At 41.0% G+C, this 14493-nt stretch carries 18 protein-coding genes; 8 read left to right on the forward strand and 10 right to left on the reverse strand.

The genetic code is table 11. From position 1 onward, the window contains the following. The first annotated feature begins 106 nt into the window (after nucleotides 1-106). Entirely contained in the window at nucleotides 107-508 is a 402-nt protein-coding gene (locus FTU17_RS15135) for a hypothetical protein (protein ID WP_180135926.1), read from the forward strand. Nucleotides 509-523: 15 nt separating this feature from the next. Here the strand turns inward: FTU17_RS15135 and FTU17_RS15140 are convergent, their stop codons facing one another. Further along, nucleotides 524-1705 (reverse strand): MFS transporter, encoded by a 1182-nt coding sequence (locus FTU17_RS15140; protein WP_257223641.1) that lies wholly within the window; start codon nucleotides 1703-1705, stop codon nucleotides 524-526. A gap of 115 nt (nucleotides 1706-1820) precedes the next feature. Further along, the gene (locus tag FTU17_RS15145; RefSeq protein WP_180009138.1) at nucleotides 1821-2087 is read right to left on the reverse strand and encodes a metal/formaldehyde-sensitive transcriptional repressor; all 267 of its coding nucleotides are present in this window, start codon (nucleotides 2085-2087) and stop codon (nucleotides 1821-1823) included. A 56-nt stretch (nucleotides 2088-2143) separates the two neighbouring features. Between FTU17_RS15145 and dmeF the strand changes: the two genes are divergently transcribed. Together dmeF and FTU17_RS15155 are read left to right on the forward strand one after the other, a co-directional pair. After that, on the forward strand, nucleotides 2144-3076 hold the full coding sequence (dmeF, locus tag FTU17_RS15150; RefSeq protein ID WP_180135928.1) for a CDF family Co(II)/Ni(II) efflux transporter DmeF: 933 nt from the start codon (nucleotides 2144-2146) through the stop codon (nucleotides 3074-3076). A 113-nt stretch (nucleotides 3077-3189) separates the two neighbouring features. After that, nucleotides 3190-3888 carry a DsbC family protein gene (locus tag FTU17_RS15155; RefSeq protein WP_180135938.1) on the forward strand — a complete coding sequence of 233 codons (699 nt, stop codon included), beginning with the start codon at nucleotides 3190-3192 and terminating at the stop codon, nucleotides 3886-3888. A 79-nt stretch (nucleotides 3889-3967) separates the two neighbouring features. Here FTU17_RS15155 and FTU17_RS15160 read toward each other — a convergent pair whose 3' ends face one another. From FTU17_RS15160 to guaD, 3 genes are all read right to left on the reverse strand, one after another. Further along, nucleotides 3968-4225 (reverse strand): GlsB/YeaQ/YmgE family stress response membrane protein, encoded by a 258-nt coding sequence (locus tag FTU17_RS15160; protein WP_078189516.1) that lies wholly within the window; start codon nucleotides 4223-4225, stop codon nucleotides 3968-3970. A gap of 178 nt (nucleotides 4226-4403) precedes the next feature. Continuing rightward, nucleotides 4404-4931, reverse strand: coding sequence for a hypoxanthine phosphoribosyltransferase (hpt, locus tag FTU17_RS15165; protein ID WP_078194457.1), 528 nt, complete (start codon nucleotides 4929-4931; stop codon nucleotides 4404-4406). Nucleotides 4932-5156: 225 nt separating this feature from the next. Next, the gene (guaD, locus tag FTU17_RS15170) at nucleotides 5157-6473 is read right to left on the reverse strand and encodes a guanine deaminase (RefSeq protein WP_180109496.1); all 1317 of its coding nucleotides are present in this window, start codon (nucleotides 6471-6473) and stop codon (nucleotides 5157-5159) included. Between the two features lie 272 nt (nucleotides 6474-6745). Here guaD and FTU17_RS15175 point away from each other — a divergent pair, with 272 nt between their 5' ends. Further along, nucleotides 6746-7057 carry a nucleotidyltransferase family protein gene (locus tag FTU17_RS15175; protein ID WP_180005554.1) on the forward strand — a complete coding sequence of 104 codons (312 nt, stop codon included), beginning with the start codon at nucleotides 6746-6748 and terminating at the stop codon, nucleotides 7055-7057. Nucleotides 7058-7121: 64 nt separating this feature from the next. On the opposite strand, the gene FTU17_RS15180 is transcribed toward FTU17_RS15175, so the two are convergent. Together FTU17_RS15180 and FTU17_RS15185 are read right to left on the reverse strand one after the other, a co-directional pair. Then, nucleotides 7122-8087 (reverse strand): TerC family protein, encoded by a 966-nt coding sequence (locus FTU17_RS15180; protein ID WP_180005553.1) that lies wholly within the window; start codon nucleotides 8085-8087, stop codon nucleotides 7122-7124. 302 nt (nucleotides 8088-8389) lie between these two features. Then, nucleotides 8390-9583, reverse strand: coding sequence for a sugar transporter (locus FTU17_RS15185; RefSeq protein ID WP_180135930.1), 1194 nt, complete (start codon nucleotides 9581-9583; stop codon nucleotides 8390-8392). 132 nt (nucleotides 9584-9715) lie between these two features. Here FTU17_RS15185 and FTU17_RS15190 point away from each other — a divergent pair, with 132 nt between their 5' ends. Beyond that, complete coding sequence (locus tag FTU17_RS15190) at nucleotides 9716-10021, forward strand: GNAT family N-acetyltransferase (protein WP_347269446.1); 306 nt, start codon at nucleotides 9716-9718, stop codon at nucleotides 10019-10021. Nucleotides 10022-10379: 358 nt separating this feature from the next. After that, entirely contained in the window at nucleotides 10380-10664 is a 285-nt protein-coding gene (locus FTU17_RS15195; RefSeq protein ID WP_180135932.1) for a GNAT family N-acetyltransferase, read from the forward strand. 57 nt (nucleotides 10665-10721) lie between these two features. Here the strand turns inward: FTU17_RS15195 and FTU17_RS15200 are convergent, their stop codons facing one another. After that, the gene (locus FTU17_RS15200; RefSeq protein ID WP_180135934.1) at nucleotides 10722-11057 is read right to left on the reverse strand and encodes a hypothetical protein; all 336 of its coding nucleotides are present in this window, start codon (nucleotides 11055-11057) and stop codon (nucleotides 10722-10724) included. A 209-nt stretch (nucleotides 11058-11266) separates the two neighbouring features. Here FTU17_RS15200 and FTU17_RS15205 point away from each other — a divergent pair, with 209 nt between their 5' ends. Continuing rightward, complete coding sequence (locus FTU17_RS15205; protein WP_180135936.1) at nucleotides 11267-11737, forward strand: BLUF domain-containing protein; 471 nt, start codon at nucleotides 11267-11269, stop codon at nucleotides 11735-11737. 61 nt (nucleotides 11738-11798) lie between these two features. On the opposite strand, the gene mpl is transcribed toward FTU17_RS15205, so the two are convergent. Next, nucleotides 11799-13163 (reverse strand): UDP-N-acetylmuramate:L-alanyl-gamma-D-glutamyl-meso-diaminopimelate ligase, encoded by a 1365-nt coding sequence (gene mpl / locus FTU17_RS15210; protein WP_180106614.1) that lies wholly within the window; start codon nucleotides 13161-13163, stop codon nucleotides 11799-11801. A 274-nt stretch (nucleotides 13164-13437) separates the two neighbouring features. On the opposite strand from mpl, the gene FTU17_RS15215 reads away from it, so the two are divergent. Beyond that, nucleotides 13438-13776, forward strand: a complete 339-nt coding sequence (locus FTU17_RS15215; RefSeq protein ID WP_078189529.1) for a DMT family protein — start codon at nucleotides 13438-13440, stop codon at nucleotides 13774-13776. Between the two features lie 129 nt (nucleotides 13777-13905). Here FTU17_RS15215 and FTU17_RS15220 read toward each other — a convergent pair whose 3' ends face one another. Continuing rightward, complete coding sequence (locus tag FTU17_RS15220) at nucleotides 13906-14250, reverse strand: hypothetical protein (protein ID WP_228157220.1); 345 nt, start codon at nucleotides 14248-14250, stop codon at nucleotides 13906-13908. Nucleotides 14251-14493 lie beyond the last annotated feature (243 nt).

The raw sequence follows: 14493 nt of genomic DNA on the forward strand, positions 1-14493 counted from the left end.
TTCGCAAGAGATGCGATGGATGTCTGATTATTTGTAGTCATAAATTTAAGTCCCCACTTGTTTCTAAGTGGGGACTAAATTAAGGCTTATAGGATGAATTCATAAGGTGTGTTCAGCGGACGCTTACGCTTTAACTTCTGTTGATGATGTTGCAACATCAACACAGATACAAACTCAGCATCAAATGGATATAGATCCTAATCTTGCTAACGCTACTAAAGATACAAATTCTGAATTAAAAGCATATTTTATTCATGTCAAAATTTTATCTTTAGATGGCAACCATGATCCACAAACATCTGATGGTGGTGTGGTTTATTTTCATGAAACAACCGAACAGAATCCCAAAGAATCCTTTTTAAAACAATGGGAAGAAGATCCTGAAATGCAGGTTGACTATAAAAAAATGACCGCAATATCAAAAACTAAAAATTTGATTTTTTACATTCAGGATCAAATAGATGAAATTCCTCCTGAACAGGCATGGATGTATAGAGAAGAAAATTAATCGTATCTAAGGGTTTCATACTGTAAATTTCTTCATCGATAAATTTTGATACAGTAAATATAAACACAGCAAGCCGACACCAATACAAAAGCCCAGTACCCCTGTGATTAAACCAAAATGATCAGATAAATAACCGGCCGCAATAATTGGAATAATGGTGCCTAGATATCCAATAAATAAATAGGTCGAGATCACCGCAGCACGGTTTTGATTGTTGGTCATTTGATGAACTAAGCCAAATGCGCCTAAAAGCCCCAGACCATGACCGACACCCACTAAAATATCGCTAATAAAAAACAATGCGCTCCAATGTTGGGTCATACATAGCGCAAGGAGCGCATAGCTCAGTATTAATACCATTAAGCCGGCATTGACACATTTTGCAGAAGGAATCGATTTCGCCATAAATTGCACGACAGCGGAAACCAGCAAGATACTTGCAATGGCACTACCACTGACCAAAGGGCCATGCCATGGGATCGCATCTTTGACGAAAGAGGGTGCGAGTGATGCAAATAAGCTGAAGGAGCCAAAGGCACAAAAGGCAGTCAGTCCAGCGATATAAAATCGTGAATGATCACGCTTTTCAGGCAATTCCAAATGTGGTGCCACTGAAAAAGGCTGCGGCTCAAAATTCGGTGTGCGAATAAAAAATAACCCTATTAGACACGCCAACCCCCCAAAGATCACAGGGATATAAGGGGTGACTAAAGGCTGTTCCGAAAATTGGGCAATCACCCCACCAATAAATGGGCCAAGACCAAAACCAATCACGGTAATGATTGAACTCAGCTGCGGTGCATTATTTTTATGCTGTTCAGGAATGGTATAGACCAAGCCAAGCATAGCTGAGGTACTAATTAAACCCGAGGCAATGCCGATAATAAAGCGACCGATAGATAACCACAGTGCATTACTGGCAAACACTGATAAGCTTAAACCTAAGATGATGCACGCCATACCGATTTGCAGGGTTCTTAAAAAACCAAAACTGTTACTGGTACGACCTAAAAACAGCAAGGTCGCTAGGCAACCAAACATGTAGGCAACAAAGATATAGGTGATATGACTCGGCAGCAGTCCCCAAAGTTGTTGATAAATGGGATACAGAGGACTAGCTAGCGCTGTACCAATAGTGCCCATACAGAGTGCAAGGCTCACCATGATAAACGGTCGCCAAGAGGGAGATGTGGTCATTTTAAAGTCGCAGAGGTACAGCCAATAGGGTCAATATTGTGCTGTATGAGAAAGAAGAATATATGGACTCAGTTTAATGCCGATTGTTTTCCATGGTCAAATCACAGTTGTAACGTTATCCATAGCGTTTAAGCAGTTTTACAAATTCTTCCAGTTCTGCTTCATTGATTTCAACATCTTGAGGCAATACATGATGGCGTAAATGTGCTTCGATTAATTCATTCATTAATCCATTTACAGCACCTTTGATGGCCGCAACCTGTTGTAATACCTCAATACACCCTGCTTCGGGTTGCTGTAAAGCCAGTTCAACCGCATTGACCTGACCTTGTAGACGTTTAACCCGATTTAAAATCTTTTTGTCCTGATGTAAATGACTCAACACTTTCTCCAGAAAATAAATATACTATGGGGGAGTATATTTAAGCATAGAACCTAATGAAAACTTCCCCATCCATCCGAATTCATCATCATCAATTTGATGAAGGTAATCCACTCGCACAAAAACGGATCTTAATTGCCACTATTTTAACGGCAGTCATGATGTTGTTAGAAGTTATTGGCGGATGGATTTTTAATTCGATGGCATTATTGGCTGATGGTTGGCATATGAGTTCACATATGTTGGCATTAGGCTTGGCCTATTTTGCCTATCGTGCGGCACGCCACTATGCCCAAGACGCTCGTTTTAGCTTTGGAACTTGGAAAATTGAAATTTTAGCGGGCTATAGCAGCGCGATATTATTGATGGTCGTTGCTGCATTTATGGCTTTTCATTCGGTGGAACGCTTATTCAACCCGGTCCAAATTCATTATAACGAAGCAATCCCTATTGCGATTTTAGGTCTGGTGGTGAACTTGATCTGTGCTTGGTTATTGCATGATGACCATCACCATCACCATCACCATCATAGCCATGAGGAGCAGCATGATCATCATCACGACCTCAATCAGAAAGCAGCCTTCATGCATGTGGTTGCTGATGCGGTGACTTCTGTGTTGGCGATTGTGGCTTTATTTGCTGGAAAATGGATGGGCTGGGGATTTTTAGATGCGCTATTGGGGATTGTTGGTGCGGTACTTGTTGGTAAGTGGGCCATTGGGCTGATGAAAGAAACTGGACAAACATTACTGGATGCGGAAATGGATCACCCTGTCGTTGATGAGATTCGAGAGATTTTAATGCAATTACCTGTCGACGTCGATGTAACTGATTTACATGTATGGAAAGTGGGTAAAGGTCAGTTTTCATGTATTGTGGCCTTAGAAACCAGTCAGGCATTGAGCGCAGATGAAGTGCGTCAAGCGCTGTCGATTCATGAAGAAATTGTACATGTGTCTGTTGAAATTAATTCACCTGATGCAGCTTAATATGTTCCACGTGAAACGGCATGTAGCTATTGCGTAATGAACTGAAAAAAGCCCAAAACTTTGACACGTTAGGGCTTAGAATGCTCAATCAATTAAATGTTGAAGTTCTGTCTATGTTGAAAAAAGTATGTGCGTTGGCGTTGAGTACCACCCTTTCGACTTTTGCTTTAGCAGATGCGGCACAGGTTCAAAAGCTCTTGGCAGAAAAGCACCCCAGTTTAAAAATTGAAAATATTCAAAGTACCGAAATGCCGGGCATATATAGTGGCTTTGTTGAAGATCAAGTTTTGTATTTGAGTGAAAATGCGGATTATGTGATCGCAGGTTCTATGATTCGTTTAAAAGATCAAAAAAATCTGACCAAACAATTGATCCTCAGTCAGCAAAAAACTGAGTGGAATAAACTTCCATTACAAGATGCGATTAAAACAGTCAGGGGGAATGGGAAGCGCCAAATCGCGATCTTTTCTGACCCAAATTGCCCATATTGTAAGAAGCTTGAAGTAGAGCTGGCAAAACTCAATGATGTGACCATTTATACTTTTGTCACAGCGATAAAACCGCAGTCGTTGGCGCCATCTAAGCAGATTTTTTGTGAGTCAAACCCTGTTATGGCCTGGGATAATTTAATCAATAAGGGAATTCAACCGAAGTCAGCGAAAAGTTGTGCAAACCCCATTGATCGAAATTTAAAATTAGCTAAAAGCTTAAAACTAAGTGGTACACCGGGAATCGTATTTGCCAATGGTTCGATCTTAACCGGTGCTTACCCTGCTGCTGAATTAGAATCGATGTTAAAAGAGATCAAATAATTTCAGCTGTACGTCATGAATAAAATATAAATAAAAAAATACCCGTCTACAGGCGGGTATTTTAATGGCGCTATAAAAATTAGACGCGGGTTTTTTTCGTTACAAGGTTATAGATAAACAACACGATGATCGCACCAATGACGGAAGCGATAAATCCTGCAGCAGAATTTTCTCCATATAGACCTAATAAACGTCCGCCATAGGTCGCAAGTAAGGAACCTGCAATCCCGAGAATGGTGGTCATGATGAAACCGGCTTTGTCATCTCCAGGATGGATCGCACGTGCAATTAAACCAGCAATAAAACCAACAACAATCGCAACAATGAGTGACCACATAGTAACTCTCCTTTTGTTATCATGTATTTGTTTTTTACGACTTGTTCAATCTTTATCTTTAATCAAAACTGCGCTGAGCTATAGCCTAAACATGCAAAAAACTGTTGTTTTTTTGTTCAAAAAAAACCAAAAAATAAAAAAAAGTGGCCTTAGGCCACTCTTAAGTATCTGATCTTGCTTAGAGACCAATTTCGCCAATAAATGGAATGTGACGATATTTTTGATCATAGTCCAGACCATAACCTACGATAAATTTATCTTCGACTTCAAAACCTAAAAATTTCACTTCGAGTTCAATCTCACGACGTGAAGGCTTGCTAACCAAAGTACAAAGCTCGATTGAATTTGGATTGCGCGTCTGTAAAATTTCTAAAACTTTGCTTAAGGTATTTCCTGAATCGATAATATCTTCAACCACCAAGACATCTTTATCTTTAATGTCGCCGTCTAAGTCTTTTAAGATTTTTACATCACGAGTAGATACGGTCCCACCGCCATAACTTGAAACGGTCATGAAGTCGAGTTCATGCGGTTTTGAAATTGCGCGGCAAAGGTCAGCCATAAAAATAACAGAACCGCGTAAAAGACCGATTAACACCAACTCTTTGTCGCTGTTAGCATAGTGTGCATCAATTTTTGCGCCAAGCTCTTTCACTTTAGCTTGAATTTCTTCAGTGGAAATCAGTACGCTCATTTGAACAGACATGGGTAGATACCTAAAAAAGCAAATCAAAAAAATAAAAAAGGTGTTGACTTGCAACACCTCTAAAGATGAACCAATTTTAATACATCTGGCTCGCAGATGCATCTTTTTTGCCGTTGAAAATGTAATCAGTTTTTCTTGGAAGTGCTGTCACGCTTGAGTAAGCACAGACAAGCGACGGCAATCAGTCCAATTTTCAACGCTGTTTTTCGTCTCGGTCGAGCCGTTTTATGCTTTGACATACGCACATTGTCCAAACACATAGGTGGCATGGATATTACGATCATCACCCATCAGCATGAGGGCAAATAAAGCATCTTCCAGATTTTTGGCACGTTGTTGACGTAAGGCTTGTAAAGCCGTGGCATTTAAATCGAGCACCACAAAATCTGCTTCTTTGCCCAAATCAAAGTTTCCAAGTTTGTCCTCTAGATCTAAGGCTTTTGCTCCCCCTAAAGTGGCATGGTACAGCGCTTCAAATGCGGACAGTTTATCGCCTTGAAGTTGTTGAACTTTGTAGGCTTCATTGATGGTTTGTAGTTGGTTAAATGAGGTGCCTGCGCCAATGTCTGTGCCTAAGCCGACTTTCACCTGTTTTTCCCATGTTTTCTTTAATGGAAATAAACCACTGCCTAGGAACAAGTTCGAGGTTGGACAAAACGCGATTGCAGAGTTGGTCTGATGCATACACTCCCACTCGGCATCTTCCAAATGTACGCAGTGCGCAAACACGGAACGTGATCCGGTCAGACCATAATGATGATAAACGTCCAAATAGCCGTTTTGCTCAGGGAATAATGATTTGACCCACGCGATTTCATTTTTATTTTCACTTAAATGCGTATGTACATAGACATCAGGATACTCGGCTTTTAGCTCCCCTGCCCGTGCCAATTGTTCAGGCGTTGAGGTTGGGGCAAAGCGAGGCGTGATGGCATACAGGTTACGGCCCTTGCCATGCCACTTTTTGATGAGTGCTTTGGAGTCGTTATAGCCACTCTCTGCAGTGTCACATAATGCTTCAGGGGCATGTCGATCCATCATGACCTTACCGGCAATTAAGCGCATCTGATGCTGTTCTGCAGCTTTAAATAAAGCATCGACCGATTGTGGATGAACGGTACAAAAAACAAGAGCTGTTGTGGTTCCGTTTTTGAGTAACTCGTTTACAAAGAACTGTGCAATTTGCTCTGCATAAGCCGGATCTTCAAATTGGATTTCAGTTGGAAAGGTATAGGTATCGAGCCATTCCAATAGCTGTTCACCATAAGCCCCCATCATTTCCGTTTGTGGATAATGAATATGGGTATCGATGAAACCCGGAACAATCAATTGATCAGGATAATGCTGTACTTCAACCTGATCTGGGAGATGGTGTTGGCCCTCAGACCATGGACCGAACCATTGAATTTTTCCGGCTTGCGTAATTAGCAAACCATCTTCGAAATAGCGCACTTGGTCGTGAATTTCACGTGCTTGGGCAACTGTATTCTGAATATCTAGAAAGCGACCACGGATCGCTGTAGATGCGATAACAGAAGACATGACATACCTGCAGTTTAGAATTTTTTCGGTTGATTGTAGCCCAATTTGGTTCAAAATACCGTTAGAGTATTTGTGAAAATGTGTTCTAAAAAATAGAACAGTTGTTTATAAGTGATTCTGTTTTTTTGTTCATTGTATTTGATTTGAATAATACAAAAGCATTGAGCTGTATACATTGCATCGATGAATGAATAAAGACCATGAGTCGCAACGCTTGCTATATTGATCTCAAGAGCGCCCTTTAAAAAACGATAATGAACCCTTTAGTGAACATGAGCTATTCAGACCAATTAAAACATGACCTATTTCAGCATCAAGGCATCATGCAGATTTTACATGCCCTGTATGCCATAGATACACAGGCTTATTTGGCTGCAGGCGTGGTTCGTAATTTGATTTGGTCACAGCGACATCAACAACAAATACAGCTGATTGCTCCTTTGGGTTTAGATGATTTATTTGAGTTAAATGTCCGCTGGAACCCACGTTTAGTCAGTCAGGCGACTTTTTTGCAGCGTGTGCAGCAAAAAAAATTTTTACAACGCTGGCCGAAACTCAAACTCTTGATGACGCCTAAAGCTTAGTTCATGGCTTCGTGTCAGAATAAAAAGCCTTCTGGAAAAGAAGGCTTTTATTTATCTAAGCGTTTTATAGTGTGGTTTCATGGTACTTCTTGCTGTGTCGGATCGATAACCACGCAGTGATGGCTAAGGTCACTACAATAAAGCCGAGTGAAATCCAAATTGGCATGTGGAACACATCGAGCAACAGCATTTTAGCGCCAATAAACACGAGGATAATGCCCAGACCATACGGTAAGTAATGCATTTTCGATGCAGCACCAGACAAGAGGAAGAACATAGCACGTAGACCCAAAATCGCCATCAAGTTTGCCGTCAGTACAATGAACGGGTCAGAGGTAACCGCAAAGATTGCTGGGATTGAGTCAACCGCAAAAATTACGTCAGATGCTTCAACCAAGATCAACACTAAAAAGAGCGGCGTTGCCCACAAGACACCATTTTGACGAACGAAGAATTTATCTTCATGCATTTGAGGAGTAATACGCATGTGTTTACGTAGCCACTTCAAAATCGCCATATCTTCGATATCTTTGTCGTCTTCGTCTGAACCCTTAAGGAATTTAAAGCCGGTATACACCAAGAACGCACCGAAGAAGTACAGTACCCAAGAGAATTCTTGAACGAACCATGCCCCAATAAAAATAAAGATGGTACGCAGTACAATTGCGCCGAGGACACCGTAGAGCAACAGTTTACGCTGCAAAGCAGGTGGAATGGCAAAGGCAGCAAAGATCATGAGCCAAACAAAAACGTTATCAATTGCGAGTGATTTTTCGAGCAGATAACCAGCGAAATATTCCATGACTTTGGTGTTTGCAACAGCGACACCAGCGGTTTGCTGTAAGTAGAGCCACAGTGCACCACCGAATAAGGTAGCCACAGAGACCCATGCAATACTCCAATAGGCAGCGGTTTTGACTTTGATTTCTTGGCCTTTGTTATTTTTAAAGCCTAAAAAGTCGATGAGTAGCATGATGGTGACTAAACCGAAAAATGCCAGATATAGCCATAATGAGCCAATCGTTTCCATGTGTATTCTCCACATCTAACAACCAGCCATAAAAAAACCTCGACCAGTTGCCAGACGAAATAAAACGCCTGAGACAACATGATCAAGGTCTTGCCTACATCGTACTGTAATGATTTGCAGCAGCGATGCTCAGATACCGACTTTTTGCAAAGTGTAATGACGATATTCTGACACGTAAAACAAGGTTTACGTTTGGAGGAGGCTACTCCCCTTGTTCAAATTTTGTTTTGGACACTGTCCAAATATGCGGCAAAGCATGACAGTTTTTAGTACAAAGTGCAATCGGCAATTTGCGAATTCATTTAATGTGCCACAGGAGGGTTAAAATCACCACGGTGTACTAACGCTAAGGCTAAAAGTGTGCCGATCACGGCGATGATTCCTCCGATCACGCCAATATAGCTCAAACCGAAATGTGCGCTGACCATGCCGCCCAAGAGTGCGCCACCGCCAATGCCGACATTATAAAGTCCTGAATAGATAGCCATGGCGACATCTGTGGCATCGGATGCGAGATGCAGCGTCTTTGACTGTAATGCGAGACTAAATCCAATGATACTCATGCCCCACAATAAGCACACCGCACTCACACCTGCAAAACTCAAAGAAACAGGAAGCAACAGCAGCATGGATAAAGCCAGTGTGGCTGTACTCAAAGGAATTGCAACTTTAGGATATTTCCCACCAAATTTCCCAAAGAGATAAGATCCCAGAAAGCCTGCAGCACCAAAGATTAATAACAACGTGGTGGTTTGCATGGAGCTGAATGCAGCAATGTTGAGCGAGAACGGTTCGATATAGCTATATGCGGTAAATTGCGCGCTAATTACGATAATGGTTAATGCAAAGACCATCATTAAGCTTGGACGGCGAATAAACTGTTTTAGGCTGCTCAGCGAACCTGAGTTCAAACTCGGCAGTATTGGCAGCGTTTTGGCTAAAATCAGGCAAACGATACTGGCGCCAATGCTAATCAGAGCAAAGGTATTTCGCCAACCATAGACTTCTCCAACCATACGCCCAAACGGAATACCGAGAACCATCGCCAAAGCCGTGCCTGTGGCCAAAAGCCCCAAGGCTTGAAATTCTTTGCCTTTCGGTGCAACACGAACCGCCAGCGATGCAGTAATTGACCAAAAAAGTGCATGCGAGAAAGCAATGCCAATTCGACTGAGCAATAAAGTATTAAAGCTCCATGCGAAATACGACAGAACATGGCTGATAATAAACACCATAAATAAGCAAATCAGGAGCGAGCGACGTTCAATATTTTTGGTCAGTAACATGATCGGTAAGGAAATCGGTGCAACCACCCATGCATAGAGCGTAATCATGATGCCGACATCGGTTGCGGCTAGGCTAAAGGTTTTGCCAATATCGCTGAGTAAAGCGACTGGTACAAATTCAGTGGTATTAAAAATAAATGCTGCGAAAGCCAAAGCAATCACAGCAGTCCATGAGCCAGAAGAAGCCGTTTCGGAGGGAGAGCCAGGCATGAGTGTCTTCAAATAAATAAAGTGGCTTATTTTACTATGCTCTATACACAAGCAGGAACCGATTTAAGCCCTGTGCATGCGGTTTAAATTAATACAAAAACAACAGAGTTGACCTGCATTACATGCCAATTTATAAAAAAATGGAGGAAATTTAAGATGTTTGTACAACAAGATGATGATCAAAAAAAAGGGGCTTTTTTTGTTGAGCAAGATGGGGAACGTTTGGCAGAGATGACTTACTCATGGGCAGGCGATGATAAATTTATTATTGATCATACCGATGTCAGTGATAGCTTGCGAGGACAAGGTGTTGGACGACATCTCCTCGATGCAGCAGTGAATTTTGCTCGGGAAAAGAACGTGAAAATTATTCCGCTCTGCCCTTTTGCAAAATCTGTATTTGATAAAGATGAATCGATTCGTGATGTTCTGCGCTAATACGCTAAATTGTATAGCGTGATGTGAATTAATCATTTGGATAAATAAAAAAAACAGCCTGATGGTATTGCAATCAGGCTGTTTTATTTGAAATCTAGTTGTGAAGTTGAATTAAGATCGTGATTTATACAGCGATACAACCAAGCATGCTGCAGCAATGAGCAATACAAAGATAGCGACAAGATAAAGGTCCATAATAAAAATATCCGGCAAGTGTGATTTAATTGTTTTTTAATTAATGTGAAAGGTGTACGGATTTATTATCACCTACAGTTGAATATAGGTCGTTTAAGTTCTGTACCGATCACTTTCTCGTTTGTTACACGGTGTATTTTTTCATAAAAAGGAAGAAAAAACAGTGACTATGCAACATCAAGATAACGGTCAAAAAGGTGAATTTTTTCAGTTAAATGCTGAGGGTATACGCCTCGCAGAAATTAGTTACTTATGGCGTGATGAACACACTATTGTGGCAAATCACACGTGGGTAGATGATTCCTTACGTGGGCAAGGGGTTGCTCGTGTGTTATTGGATCATTTGGTGGAGTTCGCTCGTGAGAAACACTTAAAAATTATTCCAACCTGTTCTTATGTAGAGGTGATGTTTCGTCGAGACCAGACATTAGCCGATGTTCAAGCCTAAAAAAGCCCGCGATGCGGGCGTTTTTATCTGTATGAAAGTTTAAAAAATGAGTGGTGCTCAATTGAGTTTGATTTTCAACAGCGTTGATGGTGTTTTGACGATATGTGGCCACAATTGGAACAAAATCGAGCAGATCAATATTCCTAAAACCAAGCTTAAACACATGATATTTAATAATGCAAAGTCATTCAGTACAAAATAAATACTGCCAATAGTCATCATCATTAGTAAATAAATGAGATAGTGAGGAATCGCAGTACGCAGTGTTATTCCTAAAATAAATGAGCAAATAACGACATTAAAAAAATCTGAAACGCCAAAATTATTCAGTATGATCAAGGCAGCAAAATATACACAAGTGATCGATAAAAAAATGAGTAAATTCTTGAGCATGGTAGGCCTCTTTATTCATCTTCAAATGGAAATAATTTCATTGTTTTAATATGTATGAGTTTAAAAAAATGAAGGTGATATCGGTATACGTGATCTTGGTTTTGTGTTGTAAGTTAAAAAGCACATTTGATTAAAAAATATACAAATATTTACTCATCCTATAGCGCTTTCTACGTTAAAATCGTGCAAATACTTTAAGAATAAACACAATGATACAACTCTGTTATGCCAGTACACGTGTAGAACAACAATTTGATTTAATACAAGATTTAAGTGATATTTTGGTGAGAGCCCGCAGCTTTAATACTGAAAAAAATATTTTTGGCGTGCTGTACTATGCAGAAGGCCGGTTCTTCCAATGCCTGCAAGGTGAGCAAGCGGCACTCGAACAGCTTTTTCAGCATATTATGCAAGATACGCGGCATCAGGATATTGTGCGTTATCCTGATCAAAGTATCGATCAAATCGATTTTTCAAAATGGTCGATGAAATATGTCAATCGACATAGTGAAATTGCCAGTTTGTTCCAGCGCTTTGGACATTCAAGCTTTCAACCAGACCTGCTCAATACGGAACAAATTCAGGCGTTCTTAACGACATTGTTAAGGTTAGAAAATGTTGAACAGCCGGTTAAGCTGGATTCTGGCTATAAAAACCGAGGCTATCAGCATTATTTTTAAGCTGAGTGTGAATAAAAAAAAAGCCCGCGCAGCGGGCTTTTTTTTATTTTATCTAGTGGGTTTAGGCTTTTAATGCACTGATCAACTTCTGATGTAAACCACCAAAACCGCCATTCGACATAATCACCACAGCATCGCCCTCGCCTGCCTCGCTTACGATGGTTTGAATGATCTCATCCAGTGAACGAGCCACCACAGCTTTATTCGCAGCAGCTTCAATCACAGGTTGTAAATCCCAATCCAAACCTTCAGGTTGATACCAAATCACTTCATCTGCTAAGCGTGCAGAATGTGCAAGCCCATCTTTATGGCTACCCATGCGCATGGTATTAGAACGTGGCTCGATTACCGCCCAAAGCTTACGTTCACCCAAGCGCTTACGTGCACCTTCCAGTGTGGTATCAATTGCAGTTGGGTGATGTGCAAAGTCGTCATAAACTTCAACGCCACGTACGGTACCCAAAAGTTCCATACGACGTTTTACACCACCAAAGTTCGAAAGCGCCTCACACGCCGTTTCAATCGAAACACCGACATGTTCAGCCGCAGCAATGGTTGCCAAAGCATTGGCTACACTGTGTTGCCCAGTCATATTCCATTTGACTTCGCCTTTCACGACACCATGCTGAAGCACTTTGAAATGTGAACCGTCAGCAGACAATTGCTCTGCATACAGCTCAGATTTGTCATTGGCATCTAAAGATGTACGCACTACAGGTGTCCAGCAGCCCATTTCCAAGACTTCATCAATATTTGTCTCTGTGATGGGCGCAATGATACGGCCTTCACTTGGAATAGTACGAACCAGATGATGGAATTGCTTTTGAATCGCCGCCAAGTCATCGAAGATATCGGCATGGTCAAATTCAAGGTTATTTAAAATCGCCGTTTTTGGATGATAATGCACGAACTTCGAACGTTTGTCGAAGAATGCAGAATCGTATTCATCGGCTTCTACACAGAAGTATTTTCCACCGCCTAAACGTGCACTCTCAGTGAAACCCAATGGCACACCGCCAATCAAAAAGCCTGGTTCTAAACCTGCTTGATCGAGGACCCAAGCGAGCATGGTCGTTGTTGTCGTTTTACCATGGGTGCCTGCAACACCTAAGACATGTTTACCTTGTAGCACGTGGTCTGCAAGGAACTGTGGGCCAGAAATATAAGGCAGGCCTTCGTTCAGCATGTATTCCACTGCATCAATGCCACGTTTCATTGCATTGCCGACAATCACGAGATCTGGGTGTGGTTGAAGGTGGCTACGGTCATAGCCTTGCATTAAGGTAATGCCTGCATTTTCCAATTGGGTAGACATTGGTGGGTAAACGTTTTGGTCTGAACCCGTCACCTTATGTCCTAAATCACGCGCCAAGAGCGCCAATGAACCCATAAAGGTGCCACAAATACCCAAGATATGCAGATGCATTCGTTCTAACTCCACTGCTTTTATCGACACATCACTTTGTTATTGTGGTGTTGTCATTATAGATTTGGTTGAAAAGGTTAATTTCATTTGAGAGCAACCATAGCAAGGGTCTTAGCGAAAAGATAGATTTTTTTGTATGAGATCGTGCAAAAAGATTGAGCACGTAACTGATCAAATGTACGCAATTTTCTTGAGGATAAAAACACGGAAAATAGGCGCGAAATCATGATGAAAAACGTACAATAAGCGCAATTTTTTGCGATCTTGATTGCTTATGTCACTTGCCCTATTTTTATTGATTATCTCCAACTGTTTTATGACTTTGGCCTGGTATGGACATCTGAAATTTCTACATGATGCGCCGCTCTGGCAAGCGATTTTATTTGGATGGGCTATAGCATTACTCGAATATAGTTTTATGATCCCAGCAACGCGACTGTTGGCCAAACATGGGTGGTCTTTGGGTCAAATGAAAATCACACAAGAAGTCGTGACGCTATTGGTCTTCGTTCCATTTATGATTTTCCTTTTTAAACAACCCTTTAAGTTGGACTATTTGTGGGCAGGTTTATGCCTTTTTGGATGTGTCTATTTCGTGTTTCGCAGTGCTTAACTGATCCAATGCTGCATGGCTCTGATCATTTAAGTGAGGCGTGTTTGCAGGCATTTTTGAGGACTTTACTAAACTCACGGTCTCGTGGAGTGGGATCTTCATAGTCAAAGGCATAATCACTCTCATTGGTTAGTACAGTCTTTGACCGTCTGCTTCAAAGTCCATGAGTGCAAAACCAAAGCTTTGGTCATCACAATACACACGATATTCTGAAATTGAATACATGTTATCACGGCCATCATCTGCTTTGTAATAGCCTGTCATCTTGAACGACTCACGTTCATCAATGATCGATTTGCCAGTGACTAAAAATTTTTCGTGGATGTAGCCATTACTCTTAATCTGGCTGTTATAGCCTTTTTGTTTCTGTAAGAGGTTAAATTCTATTTCAAATTGGCTGGTATTGAGTTGAACCAGTTGGGCAAAACTCTGAGAGCTTAAGGCTAAAGTGAGCAGGATGAAGATCTGTTTCATCTTTAAAGTGTCTTATAAATATTGATTTAATAAAAGTTTTTATAAAATTGAAAAAAATAAAAATATTATGGAGTTTTCTCTTTAAAGACAACCGTTAAATTTTATCAAATGGAGCTTAAAACTCAGTCCTTCAGGTCAGAGATATAAGCGACACGACATGAAGTGTCGTTTGATTTAACTAAGGACTATTTTCCTTGAGTTTTGATTGTTAATATAAGTACATGAAAACCCTTAAATTACGTA

The organism is Acinetobacter sp. YH12070 (assembly GCF_013419625.1).
GTDB lineage: Bacteria > Pseudomonadota > Gammaproteobacteria > Pseudomonadales > Moraxellaceae > Acinetobacter > Acinetobacter amyesii.

What these genes read in the sequence shown, in the direction of transcription:
- FTU17_RS15140 (WP_257223641.1), bottom strand. Translation starts at nt 1,705, where the DNA reads ATGACCACATCTCCCTCTTGGCGACCGTTTATCATGGTGAGCCTTGCA.
- dmeF (WP_180135928.1), top strand. Translation starts at nt 2,144, where the DNA reads ATGAAAACTTCCCCATCCATCCGAATTCATCATCATCAATTTGATGAA.
- FTU17_RS15155 (WP_180135938.1), top strand. Translation starts at nt 3,190, where the DNA reads ATGTTGAAAAAAGTATGTGCGTTGGCGTTGAGTACCACCCTTTCGACT.
- FTU17_RS15160 (WP_078189516.1), bottom strand. Translation starts at nt 4,225, where the DNA reads ATGTGGTCACTCATTGTTGCGATTGTTGTTGGTTTTATTGCTGGTTTA.
- hpt (WP_078194457.1), bottom strand. Translation starts at nt 4,931, where the DNA reads ATGTCTGTTCAAATGAGCGTACTGATTTCCACTGAAGAAATTCAAGCT.
- guaD (WP_180109496.1), bottom strand. Translation starts at nt 6,473, where the DNA reads ATGTCTTCTGTTATCGCATCTACAGCGATCCGTGGTCGCTTTCTAGAT.
- FTU17_RS15175 (WP_180005554.1), top strand. Translation starts at nt 6,746, where the DNA reads ATGAGCTATTCAGACCAATTAAAACATGACCTATTTCAGCATCAAGGC.
- FTU17_RS15180 (WP_180005553.1), bottom strand. Translation starts at nt 8,087, where the DNA reads ATGGAAACGATTGGCTCATTATGGCTATATCTGGCATTTTTCGGTTTA.
- FTU17_RS15185 (WP_180135930.1), bottom strand. Translation starts at nt 9,583, where the DNA reads ATGCCTGGCTCTCCCTCCGAAACGGCTTCTTCTGGCTCATGGACTGCT.
- FTU17_RS15200 (WP_180135934.1), bottom strand. Translation starts at nt 11,057, where the DNA reads ATGCTCAAGAATTTACTCATTTTTTTATCGATCACTTGTGTATATTTT.
- FTU17_RS15205 (WP_180135936.1), top strand. Translation starts at nt 11,267, where the DNA reads ATGATACAACTCTGTTATGCCAGTACACGTGTAGAACAACAATTTGAT.
- mpl (WP_180106614.1), bottom strand. Translation starts at nt 13,163, where the DNA reads ATGCATCTGCATATCTTGGGTATTTGTGGCACCTTTATGGGTTCATTG.
- FTU17_RS15215 (WP_078189529.1), top strand. Translation starts at nt 13,438, where the DNA reads ATGTCACTTGCCCTATTTTTATTGATTATCTCCAACTGTTTTATGACT.
- FTU17_RS15220 (WP_228157220.1), bottom strand. Translation starts at nt 14,250, where the DNA reads ATGAAACAGATCTTCATCCTGCTCACTTTAGCCTTAAGCTCTCAGAGT.